Below are 25,548 nucleotides of genomic sequence, written 5' to 3' on the forward strand. Positions count from 1 at the left end.
AGGTGGCTTTGCCTATACTGGGCTCATGGCCCGCTTCCTGCCGCTTTTTTTATGGCTCTTCTCCCTGGCGTGGGCCCAGTTTGACCCCACTCGGTCGTGGTTCACGCTGCGCACCGAGCATTTTGACATCCACTACCACACGGGGCTCGAGCGGGTAGCCGCCGAGGTCGCCCTCCACGCAGAGGAGGCCTACGCCCTGCTGAGCCAGGACTTCGAGCCTCCCCCCAACCGGCTGAACCTGGTGGTGGCCGATGTGGGGGATGTGCGCAACGGCTTTGCCGACCCCACCCAGAACCGAATAGGCGTCTATACCGCCCAGTTTCGCAGCGCCGACCTCCTCAACCCCCGGCTTTCCTCCTGGTGGCAGACCGTGGTCTTCCACGAGGTGGCCCACCTCTTTGACCTGACCCAGGTGCGGGGGCCCTTGAAGGAGGCCACCCGCATCTTCGGCCAGCTCCCGGCCCAAAGCGCCGTAAAACCCTTCCCGTTTGTGGAGGGAACCGTGCTCTACCTCAAGTACAAGAAGCTGGGGGAGTCGCGCTTAAACGACGCCACCACCCGCATGATGCTGCGGCAGATGGTCCTCTCAGGCCGCTTCCCCAGCCTGGACGAGATTCGCCAGGCCTACACCAGGGCCGCCTGGCCGCCTCTGGGCCTTTTGGTCTACAACTACAGCGCCTGGCTGGTGCGCTACCTCGAGGAGCGCTTTGGGCAGGACGCCTACCGTCGCCTGACCGAGGCCAACGCGGGGATGCTGGCCTTGAAGGACTTCAACCAGCCATTTCGGCAGGCTTTCGGCCTCTCGTTGGATGAGCTTTACGCCGATTTTGTGCGCTGGCTCCCCGGTCAGTTTGAGGGCGAAATCGCCGAGATTCGCGCCCGGGGCCTTACCCCAACGGAGCAGCTGAGCCGCCTGGGGTTCTACAGCCAGGGAGCCACGGACTCGGCCAGCGGGCTGGTTTACGCCCACACCTCGCCCTTGCGCCAGGGGTTGCGCATCCTCGCAGGGGGGGGGGAGCGGGAGCTTTTGAACGGGCCGGCCCAGCACCCCCAGTGGTCCCCCGATGGGCGCTACCTGATCTTTGTGCGGGAGAGCGAGGGGCCCTACTTTGTGGGCAGCGACCTCTACCGCTACGATCGGCTGGAGGGGCGGCTCGAGCGGCTCACCCAGGGGGAGCGGGTCTACTACGCCCGCTACGCCCCCGACGGACGGAGCATCTTCCTGGCCAAGAACACCCCCGACGGCTCCAGTGAGCTGGCCCGCTACTTTGTGGACCTGAAGCGGGTACAGCCCTTGCGGAGCTTTCCCCACCAGGATGGGGTGGTCCACTCCTTCGCGGTGGCCCCGGATGGGAACTCGCTGGTGCTGGCCCTGCTGCGGCGGGGTGGCTTCCAGGACCTCTACCGCTACACCCTGGCGAGCGGCGGGTTGGAGGCCCTGACTCAGGACAGGAACGTAGAGGCCGACCCGGTTTTCAGCCCAGATGGGCAGTATGTGCTCTACAGCAGCGATGTGAACCGGGTCTACAACCTCTACGCCTACCGCCTGAGCGATGGGGCGGTCCTTCAGGTGACGAACCTGCTCACCGGGGCTTACCAGCCCACCTTTTCCCACACGGGGGAGCACATCGTCTTCAGCGGCTACGACGAGTCGGGTTACAACCTCTACCGGGTACCCTACGACCCCGCGGCCTGGCGGCGGGTGGGGCTTCATCGGGAGACCCTCCCCGCTTTCCGGCCGCCCGAGCCCGCCCAAGGGGAGCCCTACAACCCCTTCTCCTACCTGCGCCCCCTCTACTGGCTGCCCCTGGCGGGGCCAAGCGGCCTCGGCTTGGGGGCCTCCTTTTCCGCTTCCGACCCGGTGGGCTTGCACGCCTACGCCCTGAGCGTAGGCCTGGATGGTTCCCGGGGGGCCTTCTACGACCTCACCTACCGGTACGCAGGGCTGGGCTTCCCCCTGGGGGTGCGCCTGGTGGGGATAGGTGAGCAGAACGCCCAGGGGGTGGGGGTCCTCCTTCCCCTCCTGCAGGGTAGCCTGGGTCTTCAGTACCTGCGCACCGACCTCTTCGAGCCCGCCCTGAACCCCAACCGGAACACCGTGACCCACGCCGTTGGCCTGGATGTTTTCCGACAGAGCAGCCTTGCTGACGACCTCTTCCGCAGCAGCGCCAGCTTGCGCCTGCAGGGGAGCGCCTTCTTGAGGGAAGGTAGCTCCGCTTGGCGCTTCAGCCTGCAGGGGGCTTTGGGGATAAGCTTGAGGCTGCCCCTGGAGGCCGCCCACGTCTTTGGGCTGCGTCTGGCTGGTGGTTTGACCACCTCGCCCTTGGCCTACGATGCCTTCGACCTGGGGGTTCTTCCCCTGACGGTAGGGGGGTGGCCAGCGCTTGCGGTGCGGGGGTATGCGCCAGGCCAGCTCAGGGGGGGCCAGGCCCTGGCGGGCTCCCTGGAGTACCGCCTGCCTCCCTGGCCCATCGAGCGGGGGGTGGGCAACTGGCCAGTTTTTCTGGACGACTTGAGCCTTGCGCTGTTCGCCGATGGGGGGGTGGCCGGATCGCCGCTCGAGCTCTCCCGGGCCCGCTTTTCCCTGGGGGCCGAGCTGCGCCTCAGCCTCACCCTTTTCTACCTTGCGCCGGGCTCGAGCCTGGCCCTGGGGGGGGCCCAGGGGATTGGGGAGCCGGCGCCTCGGTTCTACCTCAGCCTGGTGCTGCCCGGACTCTAGGCGGTTGTGGCCTACCCCAACGCCTTGCCCCCTCCGGCAGCTTGGGGGCTGGGGCTTGCGGGTTCTGGGCTGGAGCCTGCGGTGGAACTGGCCTCGGAAGGGGGTTCTTGTGGTGGGCCAAGGGGGCAGGGCCCCGTCCGGCTCAGACCGAGGGGGCTGCCTGCGGATGGCGTGTGGCGAAATTCCAGGCGGTGGCGACGATCTCCACGATGTCGCGGTAGCGGGCCTCCCACCCCAAAACCTCTCGGGCCCGGCTGGGGTCGGCCACCAGAGCGGGGGGGTCGCCGGGGCGGCGGGGGGCTGTCTCTGCGGGAACCGGGCGGCCGGCCACCTTCTCCACCGCCCGGACGACCTCCAGCACGCTGGTGCCCTGGCCGGTACCCAGGTTCAGCGCTGTGGGGCTTCCACCTCTGAGCAGGTGCTCTAGGGCCCGCACGTGGGCCTCGGCCAGGTCGGTGACGTGGATGTAGTCGCGGATGGCGGTACCGTCGGGGGTGGGGTAGTCGGTGCCGAAGATGCGGACCGGGGGGCGCCGGCCCAGCACGGCGTCGATCACCAGGGGGATGAGGTGGGTCTCAGGGTCGTGCACCTCGCCCAGCTCGCCCTCGGGGTCGGCCCCGCTGGCGTTGAAGTAGCGCAGGGCCATCCAGCCCAGCCCGTAGGCATTCCCGAACCACTTGAGCATCCTCTCGCCCACCAGCTTGGTCTCCCCATAGGGGTTGATGGGGTTTTGGGGGAAATCCTCGCGGATGGGCACCGTTTGAGGAATCCCGTAGGTGGCGCAGGAGGAGGAGAAGACAATGTGGCGGACCCCGGTTTCCACCATGGCCTCGAGCAGGTTGAGCATGTTGGCTACGTTGTTGCGGAAGTATTTGGCCGGGTTTTCCATGGACTCGCCCACGTAGGCGTTGGCAGCAAAGTGGATGACCGCCCCGATGCGGTAGCCGCGCAGGGCTTCCAGGATGGCGGCCTTGTCCGCCAGGTCGGCCTCAACCAGCGGCCCCCACCGCACCGCCCAGCGGTGGCCGTAGCTCAGGTTGTCGAAGACCACCGGGGTAAACCCGGCCCGGTATAGGGCCTTTGCCGTGTGGCTGCCGATGTAACCCGCACCTCCAACAACTAGTATGTTCATAACGAACCTCGCTCAGCAGGGAGAAGTTCGCGGAAGTAGGCGATGGTGCGGGCCAAGCCTTCCCGCACCGGCACCCTGGGTTGCCAGCCCAGTAGATTCTGGGCCCGGGTGATGTCCGGGCGGCGCTGCTTGGGGTCGTCCTGGGGCAGGGGCTCGTAGACCAGGGGGGAGGAGCTGCCGGTCAGCTCCAGCACCAGCCGGGCCAGCTCGAGCATGGTGTACTCCTCGGGATTGCCCAGGTTGACGGGCTCTGGGTAGTCCACCTCCATCAGGCGGCGGATGCCCTCGATGAGGTCATCCACGTACTGGAAGCTCCGGGTCTGCTGCCCCTGGCCGTAGATGGTGAGGGGCCTGCCCTGCAGGGCCTGGGTGATGAAGTTGGTGACCACCCGGCCGTCCTCGGGGTCCATTCGGGGGCCGTAGGTGTTGAAGATGCGGACAATCCGGACCGGTACCCCCTTGGTCCGGTGGTAGGCCAGGGTCAGGGCTTCAGCGTAGCGCTTGGACTCGTCGTAGATGGAGCGGGGGCCAATGGGGTTGACGTGGCCCCAGTAGCCCTCCGGTTGGGGGTGCACCTGGGGGTCACCGTAGACCTCGCTGGTGGAAGCCAAGAAGAATCGGGCCCCTTTGACCAGGGCCAGGTCCAGGAGGTGTCGGGTCCCCTCAGCGTTGACCAGGAGGGTTTCGAGGGGGAGCTTCAGGTAGCGGGGCGGGGAAGCTGGGGAGGCGAAGTGCATCACCCAGTCCAGCGGTCCTTCCACCTCCAGGGGCCGCGCTGCGTCGGCCTCCAGGAACTGGAACCCCGAAAACGCCGAGAGATGGGCGATGTTGCGCCGCTGCCCGCTTGCGAAGTTGTCCACCCCCACCACCTGGTGTCCCTCGCGCAGGAGCCGCTCGGCCAGATGGCTGCCCAAGAACCCGGCCGCCCCGGTCAGGAGGATGCGCATTCAACCCTCCGCTACCGGCTGTACCTCCGGCCTCTCCTGCTCGCTGACCCCCACCCCCACATAGTGGAAGCCAGCCTGCAGGAGGGCGCGGCGGTCTAGGAAGTTGCGGCCGTCCACCAGCAAGGGGCGGCGCATTGCCTGGGCCATCGCCTTCCAGTCCAGCTTGCGGTACTCGCTCCACTCGGTCACAAGCACCAGCGCGTCCGCCTCTTGGGCTAGGGCCAGAGGGTCTTCATGGTAGGCGATGGGCAGGTTGGGGTAACTACGGCGGGCGTTCTCCAAGGCCACCGGGTCGTGGGCCCGCACCCAGGCCCCCCGTTCTATGAGGCGGCGGGCTATGTCCAGAGCCGGCGCATCGCGCAGGTCGTCGGTGTTCGGCTTGAAGGCTAGCCCCAGCAGGCCGATGGTCCGGCCCTTCAGGATTTTGAGCTCGCGCTGGAGTTTCTCCACCATCCGCTCCCGCTGCCGGTAGTTAACCTCCCGCGCGGCCTGCACGATGGGCATGGTAAGGCCATACTCCTGCCCAGTGGCGATGAGGGCTGCGGTGTCCTTGCCAAAGCAGCTTCCTCCCCACCCTACCCCAGCCTGCAGAAAGCGGGTGCCGATGCGGCTGTCCAGTCCGATGCCTTTGGCCACTTGGGTGATGTCGGCTCCGACCCGCTCCGCTAGGTTGGCAATTTCGTTGATGAAGCTGATTTTTACCGAGAGGAAGGCGTTGGCCGCGTACTTGATGAGTTCTGCAGAGGCCAGGTCAGCGGTGATAAGCGGTACCGCCTCCATCCGCTCGGGCCGCGGGGCAAAGGTGGGGGCGGGAAAGCTCTGTTCGATGATGGGCCGGTAGAGGTTGTAGAGCACCTCCAGAGCCCTGGGGTCTTCCGCCCCTACCACGATGCGATCGGGGTAAAGCGAGTCGTGGATGGCCGAGCCCTCCCGCAGGAACTCCGGGTTAGAGGCCACCGCGAAGCTGCCACGGCACCTCCTGCCGTGCTGTTTCTCGCAAGCCTCGCGCACCAGCGACTCCACCCAGTTGCCACTTCCGATGGGTACGGTGGACTTGTTCACTATGACGCAAAAGCTGCTTTCCAGGTGCTCCCCAATGCTCCGCGCTGCTGCGCGCACGTACTGCAGGTCGGGGCTGCCGTCCGGCAGCGAGGGGGTGCCCACGGCGATAAAGACCACCTCGGCACCGGGAACCGCCTCGGCATAGCGGTCGGTGTAGTGGAGGTTGGCTCGAGCCAGACCCATAAGCTCCTCCAGACCGGGCTCGTAGATGGGGGCCTTGCCCCGGCGCAAAAGCTCCAGCTTGGCCGGGTCTACGTCCACACAGGTAACCTGGTGGCCCAGGTAGGCCAGGGTGACCCCGGTGGTGAGGCCCACGTAGCCTGTGCCTATCACGGCAACCCTCATGGATTTCATGCAGATTCCCTCCAAAAGCACCCTTGGGCAGGCGCGCTTTCCAACCGCCCCCTAGTGTACAATCCCCTCCTTCTTCCAGCAGCCCAAACTGCACAGCCGACGAACGGACGGCCCGCCCTGTCCGCCTCTTTCACGCCCTGGCGTTAAGGGTGCCGGCGGCCGTGACCCCCTTGAGCTACGCCCGGCCGAAGGGTGTCGCGGCGGCGCTCCCAGCGCCGGGCCTACCCCTCCCGCACCTGCCCCTGGCCCAGGGCCACGAACTTGGTGGTGGTGAGCTCCCTAACCCCCATCGGGCCGTAGGCGTGCAGCTTGCTGGTGGAGATGCCGATCTCCGCGCCCAGACCGAGCTGGAAGCCGTCGTTGAACCGGGGTGAGGCGTTGACCAGCACCAGCGAAGCGTCCACCTCGCGCAAGAAACGCAGGGCGTGGGCGTGGTGCTCTGTGCAGATGACCTCGGTGTGGCGGGAGCCGTAGCGGGCGATGTGCTCCAGGGCTTCCTCGAGGGAGTCCACCACCTTCACGCTGAGGATTAGGTCCAGGTACTCCGCACGCCAGTCCTCCTCCTGGGCGGGCTTGGCCGGGACAATGGCTCGGGTGCGCTCGTCGCCGCGGAGCTCCACCCCGGCTTCTGCCATAGCCTGGGCCAGCATGGGTAGAAAACTGGGGGCGATGGCCCGGTGGACCAGCACCTTTTCCAGGCTGTTGCAGGTGCTGGGGCGTTGGGCCTTGCCGTTTACAGCTATGCGGACCGCCATCTCAAGGTCAGCGCTCTCGTCCACGAAAAGGTGGTTCACGCCTTCGGCGTGGGCCAGCACCGGCATACGAGCCTCGCGCTGCACCAGCTCAATGAGCTCCTTGCCGCCTCGCGGGATGATGAGGTCCAGCAGGCCTGAGAGGTGACACATCTCCAGAATGGCCCTGCGGTCGGTGGTGGGCACGAGCTGGACGGCTTGCTGGGGAAGTTGGGCCTCCTGCAGGGCCTCCTGCATGAGCCTCACCAGGGCCTGGTTGGAGCGGAAGGCCTCCTTGCCCCCCCTGAGCAGGATGGCGTTTCCGGCCTTGAGGGAGAGGGCGCTGGCCTCTACGGTGGCGTTGGGGCGTGACTCGTAGATGAAACCGATGACCCCCAGGGGAATGCGCATCCGACCTACCTGAAGGCCGTTGGGGCGCACCTGCAGCCCCTCAATCTCCCCCACCGGGTCGGGCATGGCGGCGATTTGCCGAAGGCCTTCCACCAGGTCACCCAAGATGCGCTCGTCCAGGCGCAGCCGGTCTAGCTTGGCTGGGGGGAGGCCCGCGGCCCGGGCCGCTTCCAGGTCTTTTTGGTTGGCTGAGAGGAGGGCTTCCCCTTGCGACTGCAGCCGCTCGGCGATGCCCAAAAGGGCCTGATTTTTCGCTGCGGGTGAGGCGGAGGCCAAGCGCCGGGCTGCCTCCCGGGCGGCCCGGGCCAGGGAGTGTAGCTCGGAGGTGGAGGTCATGCCCTAGAGTTTACCTTCCCCCAGCTCCGATACCAAGGCGAAGTAGTCTCGGTGGATGGCCTCGTCGGTGTTCTTGTAGCCGAGAAGGGCCTCAATGTCCTTGGTTTTTCTCCCCTTGATGCGCCGCAGCTCCGCCGCGCTGTAGTTGACCAGGCCTATCCCGATCAGGCTGCCCTCCGCGTCCAAGCAGCGCACCGGTTCGCCCACGCCGAACTGGCCTCGCACCTCGAGGATGCCCGCTGGCAGGAGGGAGGCCCCCCCTTGCTGCAGGGCCCGCGCCGCCCCCGCGTCCACCACCACCTCACCCTGCGGCTTGGGGAGCTGGTAGAGCCAGAGTTTGCGCCCGCTGTAGCGCCGCTGCCCCCCGGCGAAGAAAGTACCCACCACCTCGCCCCTAAGAGCCTGGGGAATGCTCTCTGGACGTGTGCCCGGCAGGAGCAGGGTGGGAATCCCTGCGGCCTGGGCTTTTTGCGCGGCCAGGAGCTTGCTCCTCATACCCCCGGTGCCCATCTGGTTGGGGCTTTCCCCCGCCATCCGCAGCACTGCCGGGTCCACCCGCTCCACGTAGGGGATGGGGCGGGCCTCCGGGTGCTGGCGAGGGTCGGCCTCGTAGAGGGCCTCGATATCCGAGAGCAGAACGAGGAGGTCGGCGCCTACCAGGGTAGCGATGAGGGCGGAGAGCTGGTCGTTGTCGCCAAACTTGATCTCCTCCACCATCACCGTGTCGTTCTCGTTGATGATGGGCACGATGCCCCAGGAAAGCAGGGTTTCCAAGGTTTGCCGGGCGTTCAGGTAGCGGTGGCGGTGGCCCAGGTCTTCCGCGGTCAGGAGCACCTGGGCTACCCTAAGGCCGTACCAGCTAAAGGCCTGTTCCCAAAGCTGCATCAGGATGGGCTGGCCCACCGCGGCCAGGGCCTGCTTCCCAGGCATGGTCCTGGGTTTTTCCTGTAGCCCCAGCCTCTCCATCCCAAGGGCCTGGGCCCCAGAGGAGACCAGCACCACCTCCCGGCCCTCGGCCCTTAGGGAGGAGACCTGGGCGGCGATTTCAAGCTGGTGCTTCCGGCCTTCTGGCCCGCTCAGCACCGCGCTGCCCACCTTGACCACCAGCCGGCGGTACTGGGAGGAGGGTAGGGGGATACGGCAGCCCATCAAGGCTATCCTACTAGGCCCTCCAGCTCGTCCACCATGGCCTTTAGAGCTGCAAAGCCCTCCTCTATGGGCTCGGGGCGGGTCATGTCTATACCGGCAATCTGCAGCGCCTCGAGGGGGTAGACCGAGTCGCCGACCTTGAGGAATTGGAGGTAGCGCCTCGCCGCCGGCTCGCCCTCCCGCAGCACTTTGCGGGCCAGGGCGTTGGCCGCGGCAATGCCGGTAGCGTACTGGTAGACGTAGAAGGGGGTGTACAGGTGGGCGAAGTGCATCCAGCCAGCGCCGAACCGCTCCTTGTCCAGCTCTACCTCTCCGCCGTAGCCCTCGGCGAAGAGTTCGGTCAGGCGCTCGCTCAGGAAAGGCGCGGTGAGGGCACCGCCCTGCTCGATGCGCTCGTAGAGTTGGAGTTCAAAGCGGGCCAGGGTGGGCATCACGAAGAGGTAGCGGTGAAAGTTGGCGAAGGCTTCCTCCAGCACGGCCAGCCTTTCCTCCCGGGTTTTGGCCTCCTCCAGCAGCTTGGCCCGCACCAGGGCTTGGTTGAAGTTGGAGGCCACCTCGGCGATGAAGAGGCTGTAGTTGGCGTAGACAATGGGCTGGCTTTGGCGAGCGAAGTAGCTGTGCATGGAGTGGCCCAGCTCATGGGCCAGGGTGCTCAGGGAGAAGAGGTCGTCCGACCAGCTCATCAGGATGTAGGGGTAGGTGCCCTTGAGTCCCGAGGAGAAAGCCCCCGGCCGCTTGCCCTGGTTCTGGCCCCAGTCCACCCAGCGCTCCTCAAACAGCCCCCGGCGCATGGGCTCCACGTACTCCGGGCCCAGCGGGGCCATACCCCGGCAGATGGCCTCAGCGGCCTCCCAGAAAGTGATTCTCGGGCTCGGTACCAGGGGGGCGGGTGCGTCGTAGATGGGCACATCGTGGCTGTAGAGCCGGCCCCCCAGGGCCCTCCTGCGGATGCGCCAGAAGCGGTGCCAGGTGGGCAGGTTTTCCTGAAAGATGGCCAGCAGGTTGTCGTAGACCACCTTTGGGATGTGCTCCCCAGAGGTGCGCCCTTCCGCCAGGGCCATCTCGAGGCTGCTCCCGTAGCCTCGGGTGCGGGCCAGGAAGGCGTAGCTTTTGATGCTGCCCTGCAGGGTCTGGGCCAGGGTGTTTTTGAAGGCCAGGTGCCCGTCGGCATACGAGGCCCAGGCAGCCTTGCGCACCTCGGGGTCCTCGTGGACCAGGAGCTCGCCGATGGTGCTGTGGGAGACCGGAAGGCTTTGGCCCCGGTACTCCACCGGCCTGAACCGCATATCGGCGTTGGTGGCGGCGTAGGCGGTGGCGCTGTGGCCCCTGAGGGGGTCGGAGGCTGCAGCAAGCACCGCCTCCACCTCGCGGTTCAGCACGTGGGGTCTGCGCCGCTCCAGAGCCTCAAAGTAGTGGCGGTAAACCTCCAGGGCTGGCTCCTCGCGGATGAACGCCTCCAGCCTCTCCGGGCCCAAGGCAAGCAGCTCGGGCTCGAGGTAGGCCCCCGCTGTAGCCAGCCGGGCCAGCATGCTCTGGGCTTCGCCTACCATCCGGCTGAAGGCGGGGTTGGTGCCGTCGGTGGCCCGCTGCAGCGAGGCGTACTGGAATACCTTCATGGATAGGAGCATCCGTTCGTGGTAGGTTTCCAGCGCCTCCAGCAGGGTCTTGGCCGATTCCCCCAGCCGCCCGGCGAAGCGGCCTACTTCCTCCGGGTAGCCCATGGCCTCTTCCAAGGCTTTTTGCCACTCGACTTCTGAGGGGAAGAGGGCCTCGAGGTTCCAGGTCTGCTCTTTAGGCAGTTCTGAGCGCTTGGGTAAAGGCTTCACCCGCCCATTCTACCGCCAGACTGACCTTTGGGTCAGCCGAGAAACTCCCGGAACCACAGGGCTGAATCCTTCAGGATGCGCTTTTGGGTGGCGTAGTCCACATAGACCAGACCGAAGCGGGGCCGGTACCCCTCGGCCCACTCAAAGTTGTCCATCAGGCTCCAGTAAAAGTAGCCCTCTACCGGAACCCCCTCCTGTTGGGCCCGCCTCACCTGGAGCAGGTGGGCCTGGATGAAGGCGATGCGCTTGGGGTCGTGCACCCGTCCGCCCTCCGGGGTGTCCAGATAGGCCACCCCGTTTTCGGTGATGATGATGCGCCTCACCCCAGGGTAGGCGGCGAACTGCTTGAGCAGGTGGTAGAGGTTCTCGGGCCAGACCTCCCAGCCCATCGCGGTCAGCTCACCCCCCCGCTCCTCGTGGGGCACCTCACGCGCCCAGGTGGCCGGCATGAGGGGGTCAAAGCGCACGAGCTGGCGGAAGTAGGTTTGCAGCCCGATGAAGTCAAAGTCAAAGGCCAGCCGCTCCAGGTCGCCAGGCCTTATGTAGGGGCGCAGGAGGTGGAGGAAGGGGGCTCTTTTCCACGGATAGCCCAGCCCCAAGGCTGGCTCGAGGAAGAGCCGGTTGGCGATGGCGTCGTACTGGGTGGCAGCCATCTGGCTGAGCCAGGTGGGGCCCGCGGCCTGCACGTAGGAGGCCGAGAAGGTGGTGCCAATCTGGGCGTTCGGCAGGCTGGCCCGCAGGGCACGGCCTCCTTCGGCCTGGGCCAGGGCGGCGTGGTGCACGGCGGGCAGGAAGCTGGATAGGCCCCTGCGCCCCGGGGCGTGCCGGCCTTGGAGGTAGCCCAGTACGGTGAAGACAGCGGGCTCGTTGAGCACCATCCAGTGTCTGACCCGGTCGCCGAAGGCCCGGGCGCAGACCGCTGCGTACTCGGCGAACCAACCGACCACATCCCGGTTGGTCCAGCCCCCCTGGTCCTCCAGGGCCTGGGGCAGGTCCCAGTGGTAGAGCGTGACCCAGGGCTCCAGGCCCAGCTCGAGGGTTCGGTCGATCACCCGCTGGTAGAAGTCCAGGCCTTTGGGGTTCAGTCGCCCCCGCCCCTCGGGTAGGATGCGGGGCCAGGCCAGGGAGAAGCGGTGAGCCTGGAAGTTCATCTCCCGGATGAGGGCGGTGTCCTCGCGGTAGCGGTGGTAGAAATCGCAGGCCACATCGGCGTTCTCGCCGGTCTTAATCCGGCCAGGGGTGTGGGCGAAGGTGTCCCAGATGGAAGGCCCACGCCCGTCCTCCTTCACCGCGCCCTCTATCTGGTAGGCCGCGGTGGCCACCCCCCAGCGGAACTGGGGGCCAAAATCGGCCTTTCGGAGCTCCACAGACCCAATCTAAAGCCGGGTCGGGTGGGGCTGTCAAAGGGGCTCGAGCCACACCCAGGCGCCGTTAGGGTCCCGCAGGGTTTCAGGCCCCCGGCCCAGGAGGGCGATGCGGTAGCCCAACAGCCCGGTGGCGTCGGCCGGGGCCAGGCGGTTTTGGGCCCAAAGGTTGACCCCCACGTGGTGGTGGTATCCGTCGGCCGCGAAGAAGCGGGCGCCGGGGAAGTCGCGCTGGGTTACCTCCATCCCCAGGCCGGTGAAGAAGGCCTCTGCCTCGTCCAGGTCGGCGACATGCAGGTGGATATGGCCCAGCCGGGTGGCGGGGTCGAGGGGGCCTGGGGTCTTTACCTCAGAGAGGAGGCCGAAGTAATCCAGGGGCTGGTTGCCCATGCTCAGGCGATTGTTCCGCTGAGGCCACTCGGCTTTTGGCCGGTCGCGGTAAAGCTCGATGCCGTTGCCCTCCGGGTCGGATAGGTAGAGCGCTTCCGATACGCCGTGGTCGGAGGCGCCTTCAAAGGTGGGGTATCGGGCGTCCAGCAAGTGCTGCACTACCTCTCCCAAAGCCCGGCGGTTGGGCAGGAGCAGGGCGAAGTGGTAGAGGCCCAGGGTGGGGCGGGGGCGAAGGGGGGCCCTGGGCTCGTGCACCAGCTCGAGGCTGAACTGCCCGCCTGCCGGGGCCAGCTTCAGCCGGTTGCCCTCCCGCCGCACCACCTCCAGGCCCAGAAGGCCCTGGTAGAACCGAAGCTGTCGTTCCAGGTTTTGCACCCGGAGGGTGAGACCCCTTAGCACAAGGGTGGGCCTTGGGTCTGGCATGCCATCAGGTTAGGCCTTCTACTTTGGGGCGTAAAGTGCCGGGCTTATCCTATTGGACGTGCGGGTCTTCATCACTGGAGGAACGGGCTACCTCGGCCAGGCCTTGTTACGGCAGGCTCCGGGGTGGGTTACGGCGCTTGGGGCCAGCCACCTTAGCCAAGCCCCGAGGATGGCCGGCGTGGGCTGGGTGCAGTTGGACATTCGCGACGAGGATGCGGTTCTGTCGGTGCTGCGGGCCTTCAGGCCTCAGGTGGTGCTTCACACCGCCTACAGCAAGGCAGACCTGGAGGGGGTTGTGGTCCGGGGAACCGCCCACGTGGCCCGGGCCTGCGCGGACCTGGGGGCTCGGTTGATCCATCTCTCCACCGATCAGGTATTTGATGGGCGGGAGGCCCCCTACGCCGAGCCCGCCAGACCCAACCCCCTTACCTCCTACGGCCGGGCCAAGCTGGAGGCCGAGAGGGTGGTTGGAGGGATGCTTTCCCAGGCTGTGGTGGTGCGTTCCTCGCTGATATGGGGCCTGGACCCTCCAGACCCCACCAGCTGGATGGTCTTGGAGCTGGCCGACGGGAGGCGGCAGGGGGGGCTTTTTGAGGACGAGTACCGCTCCTTTGTCTTTGTGGAGGACCTGGCCCGGGCCCTGTGGGAGCTGGTCCGGTTGGATTACCGGGGGATTTTGCACCTGGGGGGGGCTGAGGTGCTGAGCCGGCTTGAGTTCGGCCGGCTGATCGCCCCCATTTACGGCCGCGACCCTGCCCGCTTGCCTGCCCTGCGGCTGGCCGATTTTCCAGAACCCCGGCCTCAAAACTGCGCGCTGGACAGCTCGAGGGCCCGGGGTTTGCTCAAAACCCGGCTGCGCGGGGTAAGGGAGGTGCTCGCCTCGCGGGTTTGAACCGGCCCCCCGCGGGCGAGGGGCCGGTTACCTGAACAGGGCCAGCCACAACCATACCCCAAGCGCCAAGAGCGCTGCCAGGGCCACGGCCCAGCGCGCCAGCGCTGCCAGGTAGCCCGCCCCGAAAAACAGCACCGCGCCTACCCCCGCTGCCCAGGCCCCCGCGGTGGCCATTCGGAGGGCTAGGGTATCCAAAAGCCCGGCCAGGTCTATCCGAACCCGCAGGAGGTTTCTCTCCAGGCTGGGGTCCACGGTTTGGGTGGCCAGGAGGTAGGAGAGGGCGGCCAGGAAAGCTCCCAGCACCACCAGAAGACCCCCTAGGAGCTCGAGCCAGAGCGCCGCACCGCTAGTCCTCATTGGCTGAGAATACCCTGCTGGGGGTAGAGCGTAAAACCCCAGGCCGGCCTGGGGTTGCTGGTGCGCGGAGGGGGACTTGAACCCCCACACCTTTCGGCACGAGATCCTAAGTCTCGCGTGTCTACCAGTTCCACCATCCGCGCGGGTGAGGCCTTTAGGCCCCGTCTTGGGGTGAGCGATGGGACTTGAACCCACGACCCCCGGTTCCACAGACCGGTGCTCTAACCGGCTGAGCTACGCTCACCGCGCCGCAAGAGCAGCACAGTGTATTCTAGGCTCGAGCCCGCCGGGCGTCAAGAAGAGCGGGGCCTCGGCTAAACTGGGCCTATGCTTATCTACGGCCGCAATCCGGTGCTGGAGGCTATACGCGAGGGCCAGGTGGGCCAGGTCTGGGTGGCTAGGGGTGTGGAGCGCTGGCTTTTGCAGGAGCTGGAGAGGCTGGGGGCGGCCTACAGGGTGGTGCCCCGCGTGGAGCTGGACCAGATGGTCAGGACTACCCAGCACCAGGGCCTGGTGGCCGAGCTGGAAAGCCTAGCCTACGCCGATGCGGAGGCTCCCTTCCGCCGGGCCGAGGAGCGGGGGGAGCTCCCTTTGCTGGTGCTGCTCGACGGCATTACCGACCCCCGCAACTATGGGGCCCTCATCCGCAGCGCCTTTGCCCTGGGGGCCCACGGGGTGGTTACCGAAGCCCGCCGCAGCGCCCCACTTACGGCGCTGGTACTCAAGGCTTCTGCAGGGGCTGCGCGGCGGATACCCCTGGTGCAGGTCAAAAACCTGCCTCGCTACCTGGAGGAGCTTAAGGGGCGGGGCCTTTGGATTTACGGCACCAGCGGTAGGGCGTCCCGGACCCTTGGCGAGCTTGACTACCGCCGGCCGCTGGCGGTGGTGGTGGGCTCCGAGGGGGAGGGGATGCGCCGCTTGGTGGCGGAGCGCTGCGACGAACTCCTGCGCATCCCCTTGGTAGAGGGGGCCGAGAGCCTGAATGCGGCGGTGGCCCTGGGGGTGGTGCTGTACCAGGTGGGCTTGGCCCGGGGAGCGCCGGACCTGCGGTAGCTACTGCTCGGGCCCTTTCTCGATGGGCAGGCCCACCGCGTTGCCCCACTCCGTCCAGCTTCCATCGTAGTTCTTGACGTTGGGGAAGCCCAGCAGGTGCTTGAGCACGAACCAGGTGTGTGAGGAACGCTCGGCGATGCGGCAGTAGGTGATGACCTCCTTGTCGGGGGTGATGCCCTTAGCCTCGTAGAGCGCCCGCAGTTCCTCGGCGCTTTTGAAGGTGCCGTCGGGGTTTACCGTGGTGGCCCAGGGGATGCTCTTGGCCCCCGGAATATGCCCCCCACGGAGCACCCCCTCTTGGGGGTACTCGGGCATGTGGGTCTTCTCGCCGGTGAACTCAGCAGGGCTGCGCACGTCCACCAGGGCTCCTTTTCCAGCCTTGACCTTCTCCAGATGGGCCAGCACCTCGTCGCGGAAGGCCCGCAGGTTGGGGTCGCGCTGGCCGGGGGTGTAGGTGCCCCGGGGGTAGCTGGGCACCTCGGTGGTGAGGGGTTTGTTCTCCTGCACCCACTTAATCCGCCCCCCGTTCATGAGCTTGAGGTGTTTGTGCCCGTTGTAGCTGAAGAACCAGAAGGCATAGGCCGCCCACCAGTTGTTTTTGTCCCCGTAGAGCACGATGGTGGTGTCGTTGGAGATGCCCAGCCGTTCAAAAAGGGCGGCCAGCTCGTGAGGTTGGATGAACTCACGGATGACCGGGTCCCAGAGGTCAGCCTGCCAGTCAATCTTTTGGGCGCCGGGAATGTGGCCGGTGTCGTACAGCAGGATGTCTTCGTTGACCTCCAGGATGCGGATGTTGGGGTTGTTCAGGTTTTCCAGCACCCAGTCGGTGGATACCAGCACATCGGGGTTGGCGTAGCTCATGTCTCCCTCCTCGCTCTACGAAAACACAGCATACGCAAAAACCGCCCGGTTAGCCTAACATAGATTACAAAAGATGTAAATTTCTCTAGTCCTCCAGGAGCCCCACAAAGCTCTGGGGGTCGGGGTCTACGCGTAGCCGCGCCCCGTGCACGGGGGGTAGGTTTTCCATCAGGGCCCGGACGCGGGCCTCGCTGCTTTTGAGCAGGAGGTGAAACACGTACTGGCCCCGCAGGCGGGCCACAGGGGCTGGGGCCGGGCCCAGCATCTCGCCAGGTTCAGATTGGGGTTTGAGGGCCGCGGCGAGCTGCAAGATGGCGTCGCGGGCCACGGGCTCCTTGGGGTGGGCGACCTCGAGCTTCACCATCCGGCTGGCAGGAGGGTAGCCCAAGGCGCGCCGCAGGGCCAGCTCCTTCTCCATGAAACCCTTGGGGTCAGCGGTCTGGAGCGCTTTGTGGGCTGGGTGGGTGGGCTCGAAGGTCTGCAAGACCAGCAGAGGGCGGCGGCGGGGGTGCAGGTCGGCAAGCTGCCACAGGAGCCGGTGGTAGCGCTCGGCAGCCCGGAAGTCGGACTCGAGGACGAACCCGTCGGCGTAGGGGAGGAGCACCAGGGCCAGCTCGGGCAGGACCGGGGCCCGCAGGATGGCCGTAGTGCCTACCAGCACGCCGGGTTCGCCTGCCAGCAGCGGGTCCAGGCTGTCCTTGGCCCCGGCGGTGTAGCGGTAGCGGGGCAGGGTTGGTAGATACCGGGCCAGGGCCTCCAGCAGCCAGTCCACCCCGGGTCCCCGGGGGTCGAAGACGTCGGAACGGCAGTTTGGGCAGAGGAGGGGGGCCTTCTCCTCGTGGCCGCACTGGTGGCACTGCAGCCAGCCCAACCGCTCGCCCTTGTGGTAGCGCAGCGGCAGTGCGCAGTGGGGGCACATGGCCTTCCAGTCGCACTCCTTGCAGCGGAGCACCGCGCTGTAGCCTCGCCGGGCGGAAAGCACGATAGCCTGCCGTCTTTTCTCCTGCACCTGTTGCAGTACGGCGATGGCCGCTCCCGAAAAGGGCCAGCCCCGTTCCCTGCGCATGTCCAGCAGGTGTAGCCGGGGAACAGGGGGCGGCAGGTGGTGGGCAGGCTCGGTCCAGACCTCGGCGCTGTTCACGCCAGAAAGGTAGTGGATGGGCACCCCCAGCCCCTGGGCGCGCAGTCGGGCCAGCCGGGGTACAAAGGCCCTCGAGCCCCCCGGCAACTTGTAGGCCTCTGCACCTTCCTCCACCACCACGATGCGCCGCACCTCCACCGGCAGGAGCAGACCCTGGTAGGTGGCGAGCACCGAGGTCCCCTTCATCCCGGCTTTGCGTACCCCTGCCCACACCTTGCGGCGTTCCTCGGCCCTCATCTCCCCGTGAAAGGCGATGGCCCCGGGGAGGAACGGCTGGAATCTCCTGAGCAACGAGACTTCAGGGAAGAGCACCAGCGCGGGTCCTTGCCCCAATAAGGTGGTCAGGGCGCGGATGCGTTCGAGGAGCCTGCCCCCCTCCAGCCGCACCGGTATGGTGGGCAGTTGTAGGGGCTCGAGGGTTTGCGCTGCCAGGGCTTCGGGGGCCGGTTCTGCCTCTGAAAAGCCGATGTAACCCCTGTCCAGGAGGCCCTTCACCACCCCTACCCCCACGCCTGCTGCTCGGGCCAGCGCCGCCATGCTCTCGGCCTGACCCAGGTCGCGCAGGGTGTACCAGGCCGCTTTGGCCCTTTCACTAAGCCCCTCCGGAGGCTCCTGCAGGGCCACCAGCACCCGCCGTGGAGGGCGTTTTTCGGCCACCTCCTCCTGCAGAACTCCCCCCTCGCGCAGGTGGTCCAGCAGCCTGGGGTCGAGGCCCTGCGCGTCTTGCCAGCCCTCAGCCAGGGCCTCCAGGCCTCTGGGCAGCACCGCCGGGTCGGCCCCCGGCACGAGCCGCACGCGGTGTTGCAGGGGTGGCTCGAGGAAGGGCAGCAGGTCAGCCAGAAGGGTGCCCAGGGGGCAGAAGCTGTCCTGTGCAGCAGCCTGGAGAAAGGCCAGCTCCTCCCGGCGCAGCCAGGGGAAGTCGTCTAGGTAGGCCACGGCCTCGCGCAGGGTAAAGCTTTTTTGGAGGCCCTCCTCGTACCCCACCACCAGGCCTACCCGCAGCTCCCCGCGCCAGGGCACCACCACCCGGTGCCCTAGGCCCTCCCCTTCCTGCACGCCATGGGGCGGAAGGTAGGACATGGGCTCGAGGGGCAAAGGCAGGGCTACCCGCAATAGCCGCATCTTTCTCTGTCAGTCGGCGGCAACCTCTAGCCGCTGCCCAATCTCGGGGATGCGGGCCAGGAAAGCTCCAGTGGGGCTGCCGGAGCGGGCCACTTCCTCCGGGGTGCCCTCGGCCACAATCTCCCCACCCCGGGCCCCCCCCTCCGGGCCCAGGTCAATCACCCAGTCGGCGGTTTTGACCACGTCCATGTTGTGCTCGATCACCACCACGGTGTTGCCCCCGTCCACCAACCGGTGCAGGACATCCAAGAGCTTGGCGGTGTCCTCGAAGTGCAGACCGGTGGTGGGCTCATCCAGGATGTAGAGGGTACGCCCGGTGGAGCGGCGCCCGAGCTCGGTGGAGAGCTTAACCCGCTGGGCCTCACCGCCCGAGAGGGTGGGCGAGGGCTGGCCCAGCTTCATGTAGCCCAGCCCCACATCCACCATCAGCTGTAGCTTGCGGGCAATGGTGGGGATGTTCTCGAAGAAGACCAGGGCCTCCTCTACGGTCATGTCCAGCACATCGGCGATGTTCTTGCCCCGCAGCTTCACTTCCAGGGTTTCCTTGTTGTAGCGCTTACCCTTGCAGACCTCACAGGGCACGTAGAGGTCGGGGAGGAAGAGCATCTCGATTTTCACCGTACCATCCCCGCCGCAGGCCTCGCAGCGCCCGCCCTTGACGTTGAAGCTAAAACGCCCGGCCTCATAACCCCGTTTGCGGGCCTCAGGGGTTTTGGCAAAGAGGTCCCTTATCTCATCGAAAATTCCGGTGTAGGTCGCAGGGTTCGAGCGGGGGGTGCGGCCGATGGGGGACTGGTCAATTTCGATGACCTTGTCCAGGTGCTCCGCCCCCTCAATGCCGTCAAAACGGCCGGGGATGGTCTTGGCCCGCATCAGGTCGCGGGCCAGGGCCGCGTAGAGGATGTCGTGCACCAGCGTAGACTTGCCTGAGCCCGAAGGGCCGGTGATGGCCACAAACTTGCCCAGGGGAATCCGCAGGTTTACCCCCTTCAGGTTGTGCTCGCGGGCCCCCTTGAGCACCAGCCACTTGCCGTTGCCCTTGCGGCGCGTTTTGGGTACCGGAATGCGCTTGCTGCCCCGTAGGTAGGCCCCGGTCAGGCTTTTGGGGTGGGCCAGGATGTCCTCGAGCCGCCCCTGGGCCACCACCTCCCCCCCGTGCACCCCCTCCCCCGGCCCCATGTCCACGATCCAGTCGGCCTCGCGCATGGTTTCCTCGTCGTGCTCCACCACCAAAAGGGTGTTGCCCAGGTCGCGCAGCTTCTTGAGGGTGGCCAAGAGGCGCTGGTTGTCGCGGGGGTGCAGCCCGATGGAAGGCTCGTCCAGCACGTAGAGCACCCCGGTCAGCCCCGAGCCCACCTGGGTGGCCAGCCGGATGCGCTGGGCCTCGCCGCCCGAGAGGGTGTTGGCGGAGCGGTCTAGGGTCAGGTAGTCCAGGCCCACGTCCTCCAGGAAACCCAGCCGGCTTTGGATCTCCCGCCAGATGGGGGCCGCCACCTGCATCTGGAACTCGTTCAGGTTGCGCTTTTCGCGCGGCTCGGCCAGGCCCTCTAGCCGGATGCGGTAGGCGCTGAGCTGGGCCTCAGCCTCCACCACCCGGTTCTCGGCCAGGGCCTCGAAGAACCGCTTGGCCTCCCGCACCGGCATGGCCGAAACTTCGGCGATGTTGAAGGGCCCTACCCGCACGGAGAGCACCTCCCGCTTGTAGCGGGTACCCGCACAGCTTGGACAAGGCTTCAGGGTCATGTAGGCCTCGTAGGCCTCACGCAGCCCCTCGGACTCGGTCTCGCGGTAGCGGTGTTGCAACCAGGGAATTACCCCCTCGTAGCTCACCGAGACCCGCAGGGTCTCGCGCCCGCCCCGACGGTAGACCACCTCAAAGGGTTCGGGCAGGCCGTACAGCACTGCCCACTGGGCCTCTTTGGGGAGTTGCTTGAAGGGGGTTCGCATGTCGAAGCCCAGGTGTTCCGAAAGCGCCCGAAGCCGGTCCCACAGGTAGCCCTTGCCGTTGTCGCGCCCCCGGCTCCAGGGGAGGATGGCCCCTTCGGCCAGCGAGAGCTCGGGGTTCACGATCAGCTCGGGGTCGAAGACCTGGTTGTAGCCCAGACCCGAGCAGTCCGGGCAGGCCCCGTAGGGGGCGTTGAAGGAGAAGATGCGGGGCTCGAGCTCCTCCAGCACGCTCCCGTGCTCCGGGCAGGCGAACTTCTCTGAGAAGAGCTCTTCGTGGCCCGTATCGGGCCACAGAACGCGCATCAACCCCTCGCCGCGCAGGAGGGCCAGCTCCACCGACTCGGCGATGCGCGCGCGCTCTTCCGGCTTCAAGACCACCCGGTCCACCACCAGGTCGATGTCGTGCTTCTCGTACCTCTCCAGCTTGAGCCCTAGGGCTTCCTCCAGCGTGTAGATGACCCCGTCCACCCGCACCCGGGCGTAGCCCTCCTTTTGAAGCTGTTGGAATTCCTTGCGGTACTCGCCCTTGCGCCCCCGCACCAGAGGGGCCATCAAGATAGCCCGGGTGCCCTCGGGCTTCTGGAAGAGCCGGTCGGTAATCTCCGAGGCCGACTGCCGCTCGATGGGCCGCCCGCAGTGGGGGCAGTAGGCGGTGCCCACCCGGGCGAACAAGAGGCGCAGGTAGTCGTGGATTTCGGTAACGGTGCCCACGGTGGAGCGGGGGTTGTGTGAGGTGGTCTTTTGGTCAATGGAAATGGCTGGGGAAAGCCCCTCGATGCTCTCCACATCGGGCTTTTCCATCACCCCCAGGAACTGCCGAGCATACGAGGAGAGGCTCTCCACGTACCGGCGTTGCCCCTCGGCGTAAATGGTGTCAAAGGCCAGGGTGCTTTTGCCCGAGCCCGAGACCCCGGTAATGACGATGAACTGCCCTCGGGGCAGTTCAACGGTGATGTTCTTCAGGTTGTGCTCCTTGGCACCCCGGACGATGATCTTGTCCATCGGAGCACTATAACACCCCTCTTGGGTTATGTAAATAACATACAATGCTCGGGAGAAATGGTGTATGATACTTATTTATCGCACCATCAGCGGTCGCCCAGACGATTTGGCGGGTCCCTGCAGCGGCTTACCGGGTGGTGGGGGTGCGCCAGTGGGGGCTGTCGGGGCGGCTCACCTTCACCGGGAACTCCCTCGATTCGGACCAGCTGACCGGATTTGAGGCGCTTTGGGCGGTGGGCCGGGGCTTCAGATGCCCTTCCCCAGGCCAGTGCCAGGTTTACTGGTGAAAGGGCTGAGGCGGTAGAGCTGTCCTGGAGAGTGCCCAGGCCCCGAGCAGAAGGCAGGCTACTGGCTCGAGGCAATAGCCGGCTTTTTCAACCACGCCACGCCTTGGGGGCCGAGCTGGACCTGCGAAAGCTCTGGTTACCGGTACCCCCAGTGGATGGGCGGCGGGCTGGGGTGAAAGCGGCGCTGGACCCCGCAAGCAGGAGCAGCCAGGCCAGAAGCCCCATCCCCGCGGTTTGGCGAGCAGGGGCGGGAGGGCCTGCTCAGATTTCATCCTTGGCTAGGTCGTTGAAGCGCACGTGCTGGGCGTGGAACTGCAGCTCCACCACTCCGGTAGGGCCGTTGCGTTGCTTGCCGATGATAATCTCGGCGGTGCCGGCTTTTTCCGAGTGGGGGTGGTAGTAGTCGTCGCGGTAGATGAACATCACCAGGTCCGCATCTTGTTCGATGGAACCGCTTTCCCGTAGATCGGAAAGCATGGGTCTCTTGTTGGGGCGCGACTCCACTGCCCGCGAAAGCTGGGAAAGAGCGATAACCGGGATGCCCAGCTCACGGGCTAGCCCCTTTAGGCCGCGGGAGATCTGGGCAATCTCTTGCTGGCGGTTTTCGCCGGCGTTTTTGCCCCCGCCCGGGCCCGACATGAGCTGGAGGTAGTCGATTACAATCAGGCCCAGCCGATAATGAGCGTGCAGTCGGCGGGCCCGGGCCCGGAGTTCCATCAGGGTTAGGTCGGAGGTATCGTCAATCAGAATGGGGGCCTCGGCGATACGGCCCGCCACGTCCACGAGCTTGGAAAAGTCGCGGTCGGTGAGCTGGCCCTGCCGCAGGCGGTTCATGTCTATGCGGGCTTCTGAGCAAAGCATGCGAGTGACAAGCTGCACGGCGGGCATCTCTAGGGAGAAGATGGCTACCCCAACGCCCTCCCTGAGGGCCACGTTCTGGGCGATGGTGAGGGCAAAGGCGGTTTTGCCCATGCTGGGGCGGGCGGCGATGATGTTGAGGGAGCCAGGGGTGAGGCTGCCGATTATAGCGTCCAGGTCACGAAAACCGCTTCGCACCCCGTCCATCTGGCCCTTGTGTTCGTAGAGCCTCTGGATGTGTTCAAAGGTTTGGTGGACCAGCTCCCGCATGCTCTGGAACTCCGAGCGGCTGCCCTGAGTGGCGACCTCCAGCACCTTTCGCCCTGCCGCGTCAAGGATGTCCTCCAGGCTCCCTTCTTCCTCGTAGGCCATGCGCAGGGCCTCGCCCGCCGCGGCTATGAGCTTGCGCAATGTCCACTTCTCGGCCACGATGCGCCCGTAAAACTCAGCGTAAGCCGCAGTAGGGGTGTTTTCGGAAAGCCCCACCAGGTAGGAGAGGCCACCCACGCTTTCCAGCTCCCCAGCCTGGCGCAGGGCCTCGGAGACCGTGACCAGGTCAATGGGTTCACGCCGGGCCCTGAGCCCCACCATAGCCTCCCAGATCTTGCGGTGGGCCTCTTTGTAGAAGGCCTCAGCGGTGATGTAGCCCTCGAGCCTGTCCAGCACCTCGCTATCTAGGAGCACCGCGCCCAGCAGGCTGGCCTCCGCATCTAGGTTGTGGGGGGGCACGCGGCCCTCTGTAGGGGTGGAGGTCATGGCAGACACCCACTTTAGCCCAGGCGGGTGGGTTTGGAAAGCGGCACGGGCGTCAGCGGCCTGGGGCCAGCTTGGCCGTGGGTTCTTCCTCGGCCAGGGCCGAGGCGACGGCCCGTTTCTGCGAGGCCACGAACAGGAACTCGCGGTTTTGGGTGTGGGAGACCCGGCCTACCTTTACCCCCTGGGGGTTGTAGATGCCGATCCGGGCTCCCACGTATCGGCGGTGGGTGCGGCAGAGGCGCACCACAAATCCCCACCCTCCAAGCAGGGCCTCTATCTCTTCGGGCCGGAAGAAGCCCTCGTCGCTGAAGGACAGCACCAGGTGCGGAGCCTTTATCCTCGCAAGAAGCCGCTCCAGGGCGAACCTAGCCTCCTTTTTGGAGTTAAAGGGGCTTTTGCGCTCCCGCACGTCGGACCGCTTTTGGGCCACCCCGTAGGTGGTGGGGCTGTCAAAGCGCACCAGGGTTTCCCAGACGTGGTAGTTGCCCAGGTAGGAGTGGCTGTTGTAGGGAGGGTCCAGGTAGAACAGGTCTCCCTCCAGTGCCCCTGCTGCTTCCAGTGCATCGCTCAGGTGGGCCTCGCCCGGTCCGGGCAGGAGGGGTGGGTAGGCCAACTGGAGTTCGTTCCAGGCCCTGGGCGCCCAACGCTTGAGGTAGGCCATCTGGACCCCGGTGGTGGAGTCCACCTTGTCGGCAGCCAGGAGCAGGCTGGTGAGGAGGATGGCCCTTAGGGTGGGGTCAGCCCGGTATTCCTCTATGGCTTCCCGTATGGCCTCTATGCGGGCGCCGTTTCTGGGCTGGAAGTAGCGGGCCTTCACGCAGTAGGTTTGGGTGAACCAGCCGGCTTTGGGCTTGAGGGCAGCCAGCCTCTCCAGCACGGGCTGGATTTTGCTTCGCGGGTACGCCCGCGCATCAGCCCCTATCAGGGCCTGGGCCAGGACATGGGCGTAGGCGTTGTGGTCGTTGGCGATCACGTAGAACCCTTGGGCCTTCAGCGCGTGGCCTACCCGGGCGCTGCCCGAGAACAGGTCCACCACCCTGCGCAGGGGGGTGACTTGGTCTATCCTGCTCACCGTCTTCACGATCCAGGGGATGAGGGCCCGTTTGGAACCGATGTATTTGATCATGGCGCTCCAAAAGGCTCAGGCTATATTATTTGTACCCCTGCTCACTTGAACCGGGCGCTCTAGGGGTTAGGTTGAGGGTATGTTTGGTCGTTTTTACAGGCCCGAGGGCCCGAACCATCGGGTTCCACCGGGGCAGGTGCTCACCGAGAAGTTCCCCGTGCTCACCTACGGCCCCACCCCCAGCCTGCGCCCCGAGGAGGTGCGGCTCGAGGTCGGCGGGCTGGTTGAGAACCCCTTGAGCCTGGGCTGGGAGGAGTTCATGGCCCTGCCCCAGACCGCGCTGAAGGCCGACTTCCACTGCGTGACCCGCTGGAGCCGGCTGGATGTGGAGTGGCGGGGGGTGCGGGTGCTCGAGCTGCTGAGCCGGGCCCGCCCCAGGCCGGAGGCCCGGTATGTGCTGGTCTACTGCTACGGCGGTTACACCACCAGCCTGCCCCTGGAGGACTTTGCCCGCGAGGAAAACCTCCTGGCCCATACCCTCTTCGGCCAGCCCCTGCCCCGCGAGCACGGAGGGCCGCTGCGCCTGGTGGTGCCCCACCTCTACGCCTGGAAGAGCGCCAAATGGGTGCGGGGTTTTCGTCTGTTGGAGCGGGAGGAGCTGGGTTTTTGGGAACTCAACGGGTACCACCGAAGGGGCGACCCCTGGAGGGAGGAGCGCTTCGGCGGCCCTGACCAAAGCCCTCTAGGGGGGACGCCGTAGCTGGTCCGTGCTCGTGGGCTGCTATACTATGCCTGCGTGGAACTGGCGGCCTTGCTCTTAGCCTACCTGTTCGGGGCTATCCCCGCGGGGGCCTGGCTGGCCCGGGGCTATGGGGTGGACATCCAGAAGGTGGGCTCAGGCAACATAGGGGCAACCAATGTGCTGCGCACCCTGGGGGTGGGGCCAGCCCTGCTGGTGGCGGCCTTTGATGTGCTCAAAGGGGGTATTGCGGTGCTGGTGGCCCGGTGGGCAGGCCTCGAGGGGCCCCTTCTGGGGGGGGTGGCGGTGGCCGCGGTGCTCGGGCACAACTACTCGGTCTTCCTGCGCTTTACAGGGGGTAAGGGGGTGGCCACCAGCTTCGGTACGCTCCTCTTCCTGGACCCAGGGGTGGCCCTGCTGACCTTTCCGGTGGGGGTGCTGACCATGCTCCTGACCCGCTTTGTCTCGGCGGGCAGCATGGTAGGGGGGGTGACCGCGGTGGTCCTGGCCTTCGCCATGGGGCGTCCGCTTTGGTTTGTGGGAACCTTGATCCTATTGGTGGGGCTCATCTTCTGGACCCACCGGGAAAATATTCGCCGCCTTCAGCAGGGCAGCGAGCGCCG

19 protein-coding genes and 2 tRNA genes are annotated in these 25,548 nt (G+C 66.3%); 5 read left to right on the forward strand and 16 right to left on the reverse strand.

Annotation, left to right across the window (positions count from 1 at the left end):
* The first annotated feature begins 25 nt into the window (after positions 1-25).
* Positions 26-2,719, forward strand: a complete 2,694-nt coding sequence (locus NZ849_RS00145; RefSeq protein WP_295402801.1) for a hypothetical protein — start codon at positions 26-28, stop codon at positions 2,717-2,719.
* A 142-nt stretch (positions 2,720-2,861) separates the two neighbouring features.
* Here the strand turns inward: NZ849_RS00145 and galE are convergent, their stop codons facing one another.
* The 8 genes from galE to NZ849_RS00185 all read right to left on the reverse strand — a co-directional run bounded on the left by galE (position 2,862) and on the right by NZ849_RS00185 (position 12,844).
* Positions 2,862-3,851, reverse strand: coding sequence for a UDP-glucose 4-epimerase GalE (gene galE, locus NZ849_RS00150; protein ID WP_295402804.1), 990 nt, complete (start codon positions 3,849-3,851; stop codon positions 2,862-2,864).
* Complete coding sequence (locus NZ849_RS00155; protein WP_295402807.1) at positions 3,848-4,798, reverse strand: UDP-glucuronic acid decarboxylase family protein; 951 nt, start codon at positions 4,796-4,798, stop codon at positions 3,848-3,850. The genes galE and NZ849_RS00155 overlap by 4 nt, the downstream gene beginning before the upstream one ends.
* The gene (locus tag NZ849_RS00160) at positions 4,799-6,205 is read right to left on the reverse strand and encodes a UDP-glucose/GDP-mannose dehydrogenase family protein (protein ID WP_295402810.1); all 1,407 of its coding nucleotides are present in this window, start codon (positions 6,203-6,205) and stop codon (positions 4,799-4,801) included.
* Positions 6,206-6,435: 230 nt separating this feature from the next.
* Positions 6,436-7,692: a glutamate-5-semialdehyde dehydrogenase gene (locus tag NZ849_RS00165; protein ID WP_295402814.1), complete on the reverse strand. Its 1,257-nt coding sequence runs from the start codon at positions 7,690-7,692 to the stop codon at positions 6,436-6,438.
* A 3-nt stretch (positions 7,693-7,695) separates the two neighbouring features.
* Positions 7,696-8,841, reverse strand: a complete 1,146-nt coding sequence (gene proB, locus NZ849_RS00170; RefSeq protein WP_295402817.1) for a glutamate 5-kinase — start codon at positions 8,839-8,841, stop codon at positions 7,696-7,698.
* Positions 8,842-8,846: 5 nt separating this feature from the next.
* Positions 8,847-10,667: an oligoendopeptidase F gene (gene pepF, locus NZ849_RS00175; RefSeq protein ID WP_295402820.1), complete on the reverse strand. Its 1,821-nt coding sequence runs from the start codon at positions 10,665-10,667 to the stop codon at positions 8,847-8,849.
* Positions 10,668-10,699: 32 nt separating this feature from the next.
* A complete protein-coding gene (locus NZ849_RS00180; RefSeq protein WP_295402824.1) occupies positions 10,700-12,034 on the reverse strand; it encodes a GH1 family beta-glucosidase in 1,335 nt (444 codons plus the stop codon).
* A 33-nt stretch (positions 12,035-12,067) separates the two neighbouring features.
* Positions 12,068-12,844, reverse strand: a complete 777-nt coding sequence (locus NZ849_RS00185; protein WP_295402829.1) for a VOC family protein — start codon at positions 12,842-12,844, stop codon at positions 12,068-12,070.
* 58 nt (positions 12,845-12,902) lie between these two features.
* Between NZ849_RS00185 and NZ849_RS00190 the strand changes: the two genes are divergently transcribed.
* Positions 12,903-13,736, forward strand: a complete 834-nt coding sequence (locus NZ849_RS00190) for an SDR family oxidoreductase (RefSeq protein ID WP_295402832.1) — start codon at positions 12,903-12,905, stop codon at positions 13,734-13,736.
* Between the two features lie 27 nt (positions 13,737-13,763).
* Here the strand turns inward: NZ849_RS00190 and NZ849_RS00195 are convergent, their stop codons facing one another.
* The 3 genes from NZ849_RS00195 to NZ849_RS00205 form a co-directional block, all read right to left on the reverse strand.
* Positions 13,764-14,093, reverse strand: a complete 330-nt coding sequence (locus NZ849_RS00195) for a hypothetical protein (RefSeq protein ID WP_295402835.1) — start codon at positions 14,091-14,093, stop codon at positions 13,764-13,766.
* Between the two features lie 58 nt (positions 14,094-14,151).
* A tRNA-Leu gene (locus NZ849_RS00200) sits at positions 14,152-14,236 on the reverse strand.
* Positions 14,237-14,260: 24 nt separating this feature from the next.
* Positions 14,261-14,337 (reverse strand) — tRNA-His (locus tag NZ849_RS00205).
* A gap of 83 nt (positions 14,338-14,420) precedes the next feature.
* Here NZ849_RS00205 and rlmB point away from each other — a divergent pair.
* A complete protein-coding gene (rlmB, locus tag NZ849_RS00210; protein ID WP_295402838.1) occupies positions 14,421-15,146 on the forward strand; it encodes a 23S rRNA (guanosine(2251)-2'-O)-methyltransferase RlmB in 726 nt (241 codons plus the stop codon).
* Here the strand turns inward: rlmB and NZ849_RS00215 are convergent, their stop codons facing one another.
* The 5 genes from NZ849_RS00215 to NZ849_RS00235 all read right to left on the reverse strand — a co-directional run bounded on the left by NZ849_RS00215 (position 15,147) and on the right by NZ849_RS00235 (position 24,246).
* Positions 15,147-16,007, reverse strand: coding sequence for a sulfurtransferase (locus tag NZ849_RS00215; protein WP_295402841.1), 861 nt, complete (start codon positions 16,005-16,007; stop codon positions 15,147-15,149).
* Positions 16,008-16,092: 85 nt separating this feature from the next.
* Positions 16,093-18,270, reverse strand: coding sequence for a primosomal protein N' (locus NZ849_RS00220; RefSeq protein WP_295402844.1), 2,178 nt, complete (start codon positions 18,268-18,270; stop codon positions 16,093-16,095).
* A 9-nt stretch (positions 18,271-18,279) separates the two neighbouring features.
* Positions 18,280-21,219 carry an excinuclease ABC subunit UvrA gene (gene uvrA / locus NZ849_RS00225; protein ID WP_295402847.1) on the reverse strand — a complete coding sequence of 980 codons (2,940 nt, stop codon included), beginning with the start codon at positions 21,217-21,219 and terminating at the stop codon, positions 18,280-18,282.
* Between the two features lie 548 nt (positions 21,220-21,767).
* Positions 21,768-23,120 (reverse strand): replicative DNA helicase, encoded by a 1,353-nt coding sequence (gene dnaB / locus NZ849_RS00230; RefSeq protein WP_295402851.1) that lies wholly within the window; start codon positions 23,118-23,120, stop codon positions 21,768-21,770.
* Positions 23,121-23,172: 52 nt separating this feature from the next.
* Positions 23,173-24,246 (reverse strand): DNA adenine methylase, encoded by a 1,074-nt coding sequence (locus tag NZ849_RS00235; RefSeq protein WP_295402854.1) that lies wholly within the window; start codon positions 24,244-24,246, stop codon positions 23,173-23,175.
* Between the two features lie 79 nt (positions 24,247-24,325).
* Here NZ849_RS00235 and NZ849_RS00240 point away from each other — a divergent pair, with 79 nt between their 5' ends.
* Complete coding sequence (locus NZ849_RS00240; RefSeq protein ID WP_295402858.1) at positions 24,326-24,946, forward strand: sulfite oxidase-like oxidoreductase; 621 nt, start codon at positions 24,326-24,328, stop codon at positions 24,944-24,946.
* Positions 24,947-24,982: 36 nt separating this feature from the next.
* Positions 24,983-25,548, forward strand: a 566-nt coding sequence (gene plsY / locus NZ849_RS00245) for a glycerol-3-phosphate 1-O-acyltransferase PlsY (protein ID WP_295402862.1), incomplete at its 3' end; no start/stop codon positions are given.

The organism is Meiothermus sp., assembly GCF_025060375.1.
GTDB lineage: Bacteria > Deinococcota > Deinococci > Deinococcales > Thermaceae > Meiothermus.

Coding starts and splice junctions, on each gene's coding strand:
- NZ849_RS00145 (WP_295402801.1), top strand. CDS start 26: ATGGCCCGCTTCCTGCCGCTTTTTTTATGGCTCTTCTCCCTGGCGTGG.
- galE (WP_295402804.1), bottom strand. CDS start 3,851: ATGAACATACTAGTTGTTGGAGGTGCGGGTTACATCGGCAGCCACACG.
- NZ849_RS00155 (WP_295402807.1), bottom strand. CDS start 4,798: ATGCGCATCCTCCTGACCGGGGCGGCCGGGTTCTTGGGCAGCCATCTG.
- NZ849_RS00160 (WP_295402810.1), bottom strand. CDS start 6,205: ATGAGGGTTGCCGTGATAGGCACAGGCTACGTGGGCCTCACCACCGGG.
- NZ849_RS00165 (WP_295402814.1), bottom strand. CDS start 7,692: ATGACCTCCACCTCCGAGCTACACTCCCTGGCCCGGGCCGCCCGGGAG.
- proB (WP_295402817.1), bottom strand. CDS start 8,841: ATGGGCTGCCGTATCCCCCTACCCTCCTCCCAGTACCGCCGGCTGGTG.
- NZ849_RS00185 (WP_295402829.1), bottom strand. CDS start 12,844: ATGCCAGACCCAAGGCCCACCCTTGTGCTAAGGGGTCTCACCCTCCGG.
- NZ849_RS00195 (WP_295402835.1), bottom strand. CDS start 14,093: ATGAGGACTAGCGGTGCGGCGCTCTGGCTCGAGCTCCTAGGGGGTCTT.
- rlmB (WP_295402838.1), top strand. CDS start 14,421: ATGCTTATCTACGGCCGCAATCCGGTGCTGGAGGCTATACGCGAGGGC.
- NZ849_RS00215 (WP_295402841.1), bottom strand. CDS start 16,007: ATGAGCTACGCCAACCCCGATGTGCTGGTATCCACCGACTGGGTGCTG.
- NZ849_RS00220 (WP_295402844.1), bottom strand. CDS start 18,270: ATGCGGCTATTGCGGGTAGCCCTGCCTTTGCCCCTCGAGCCCATGTCC.
- uvrA (WP_295402847.1), bottom strand. CDS start 21,219: ATGGACAAGATCATCGTCCGGGGTGCCAAGGAGCACAACCTGAAGAAC.
- dnaB (WP_295402851.1), bottom strand. CDS start 23,120: ATGACCTCCACCCCTACAGAGGGCCGCGTGCCCCCCCACAACCTAGAT.
- NZ849_RS00235 (WP_295402854.1), bottom strand. CDS start 24,246: ATGATCAAATACATCGGTTCCAAACGGGCCCTCATCCCCTGGATCGTG.
- NZ849_RS00240 (WP_295402858.1), top strand. CDS start 24,326: ATGTTTGGTCGTTTTTACAGGCCCGAGGGCCCGAACCATCGGGTTCCA.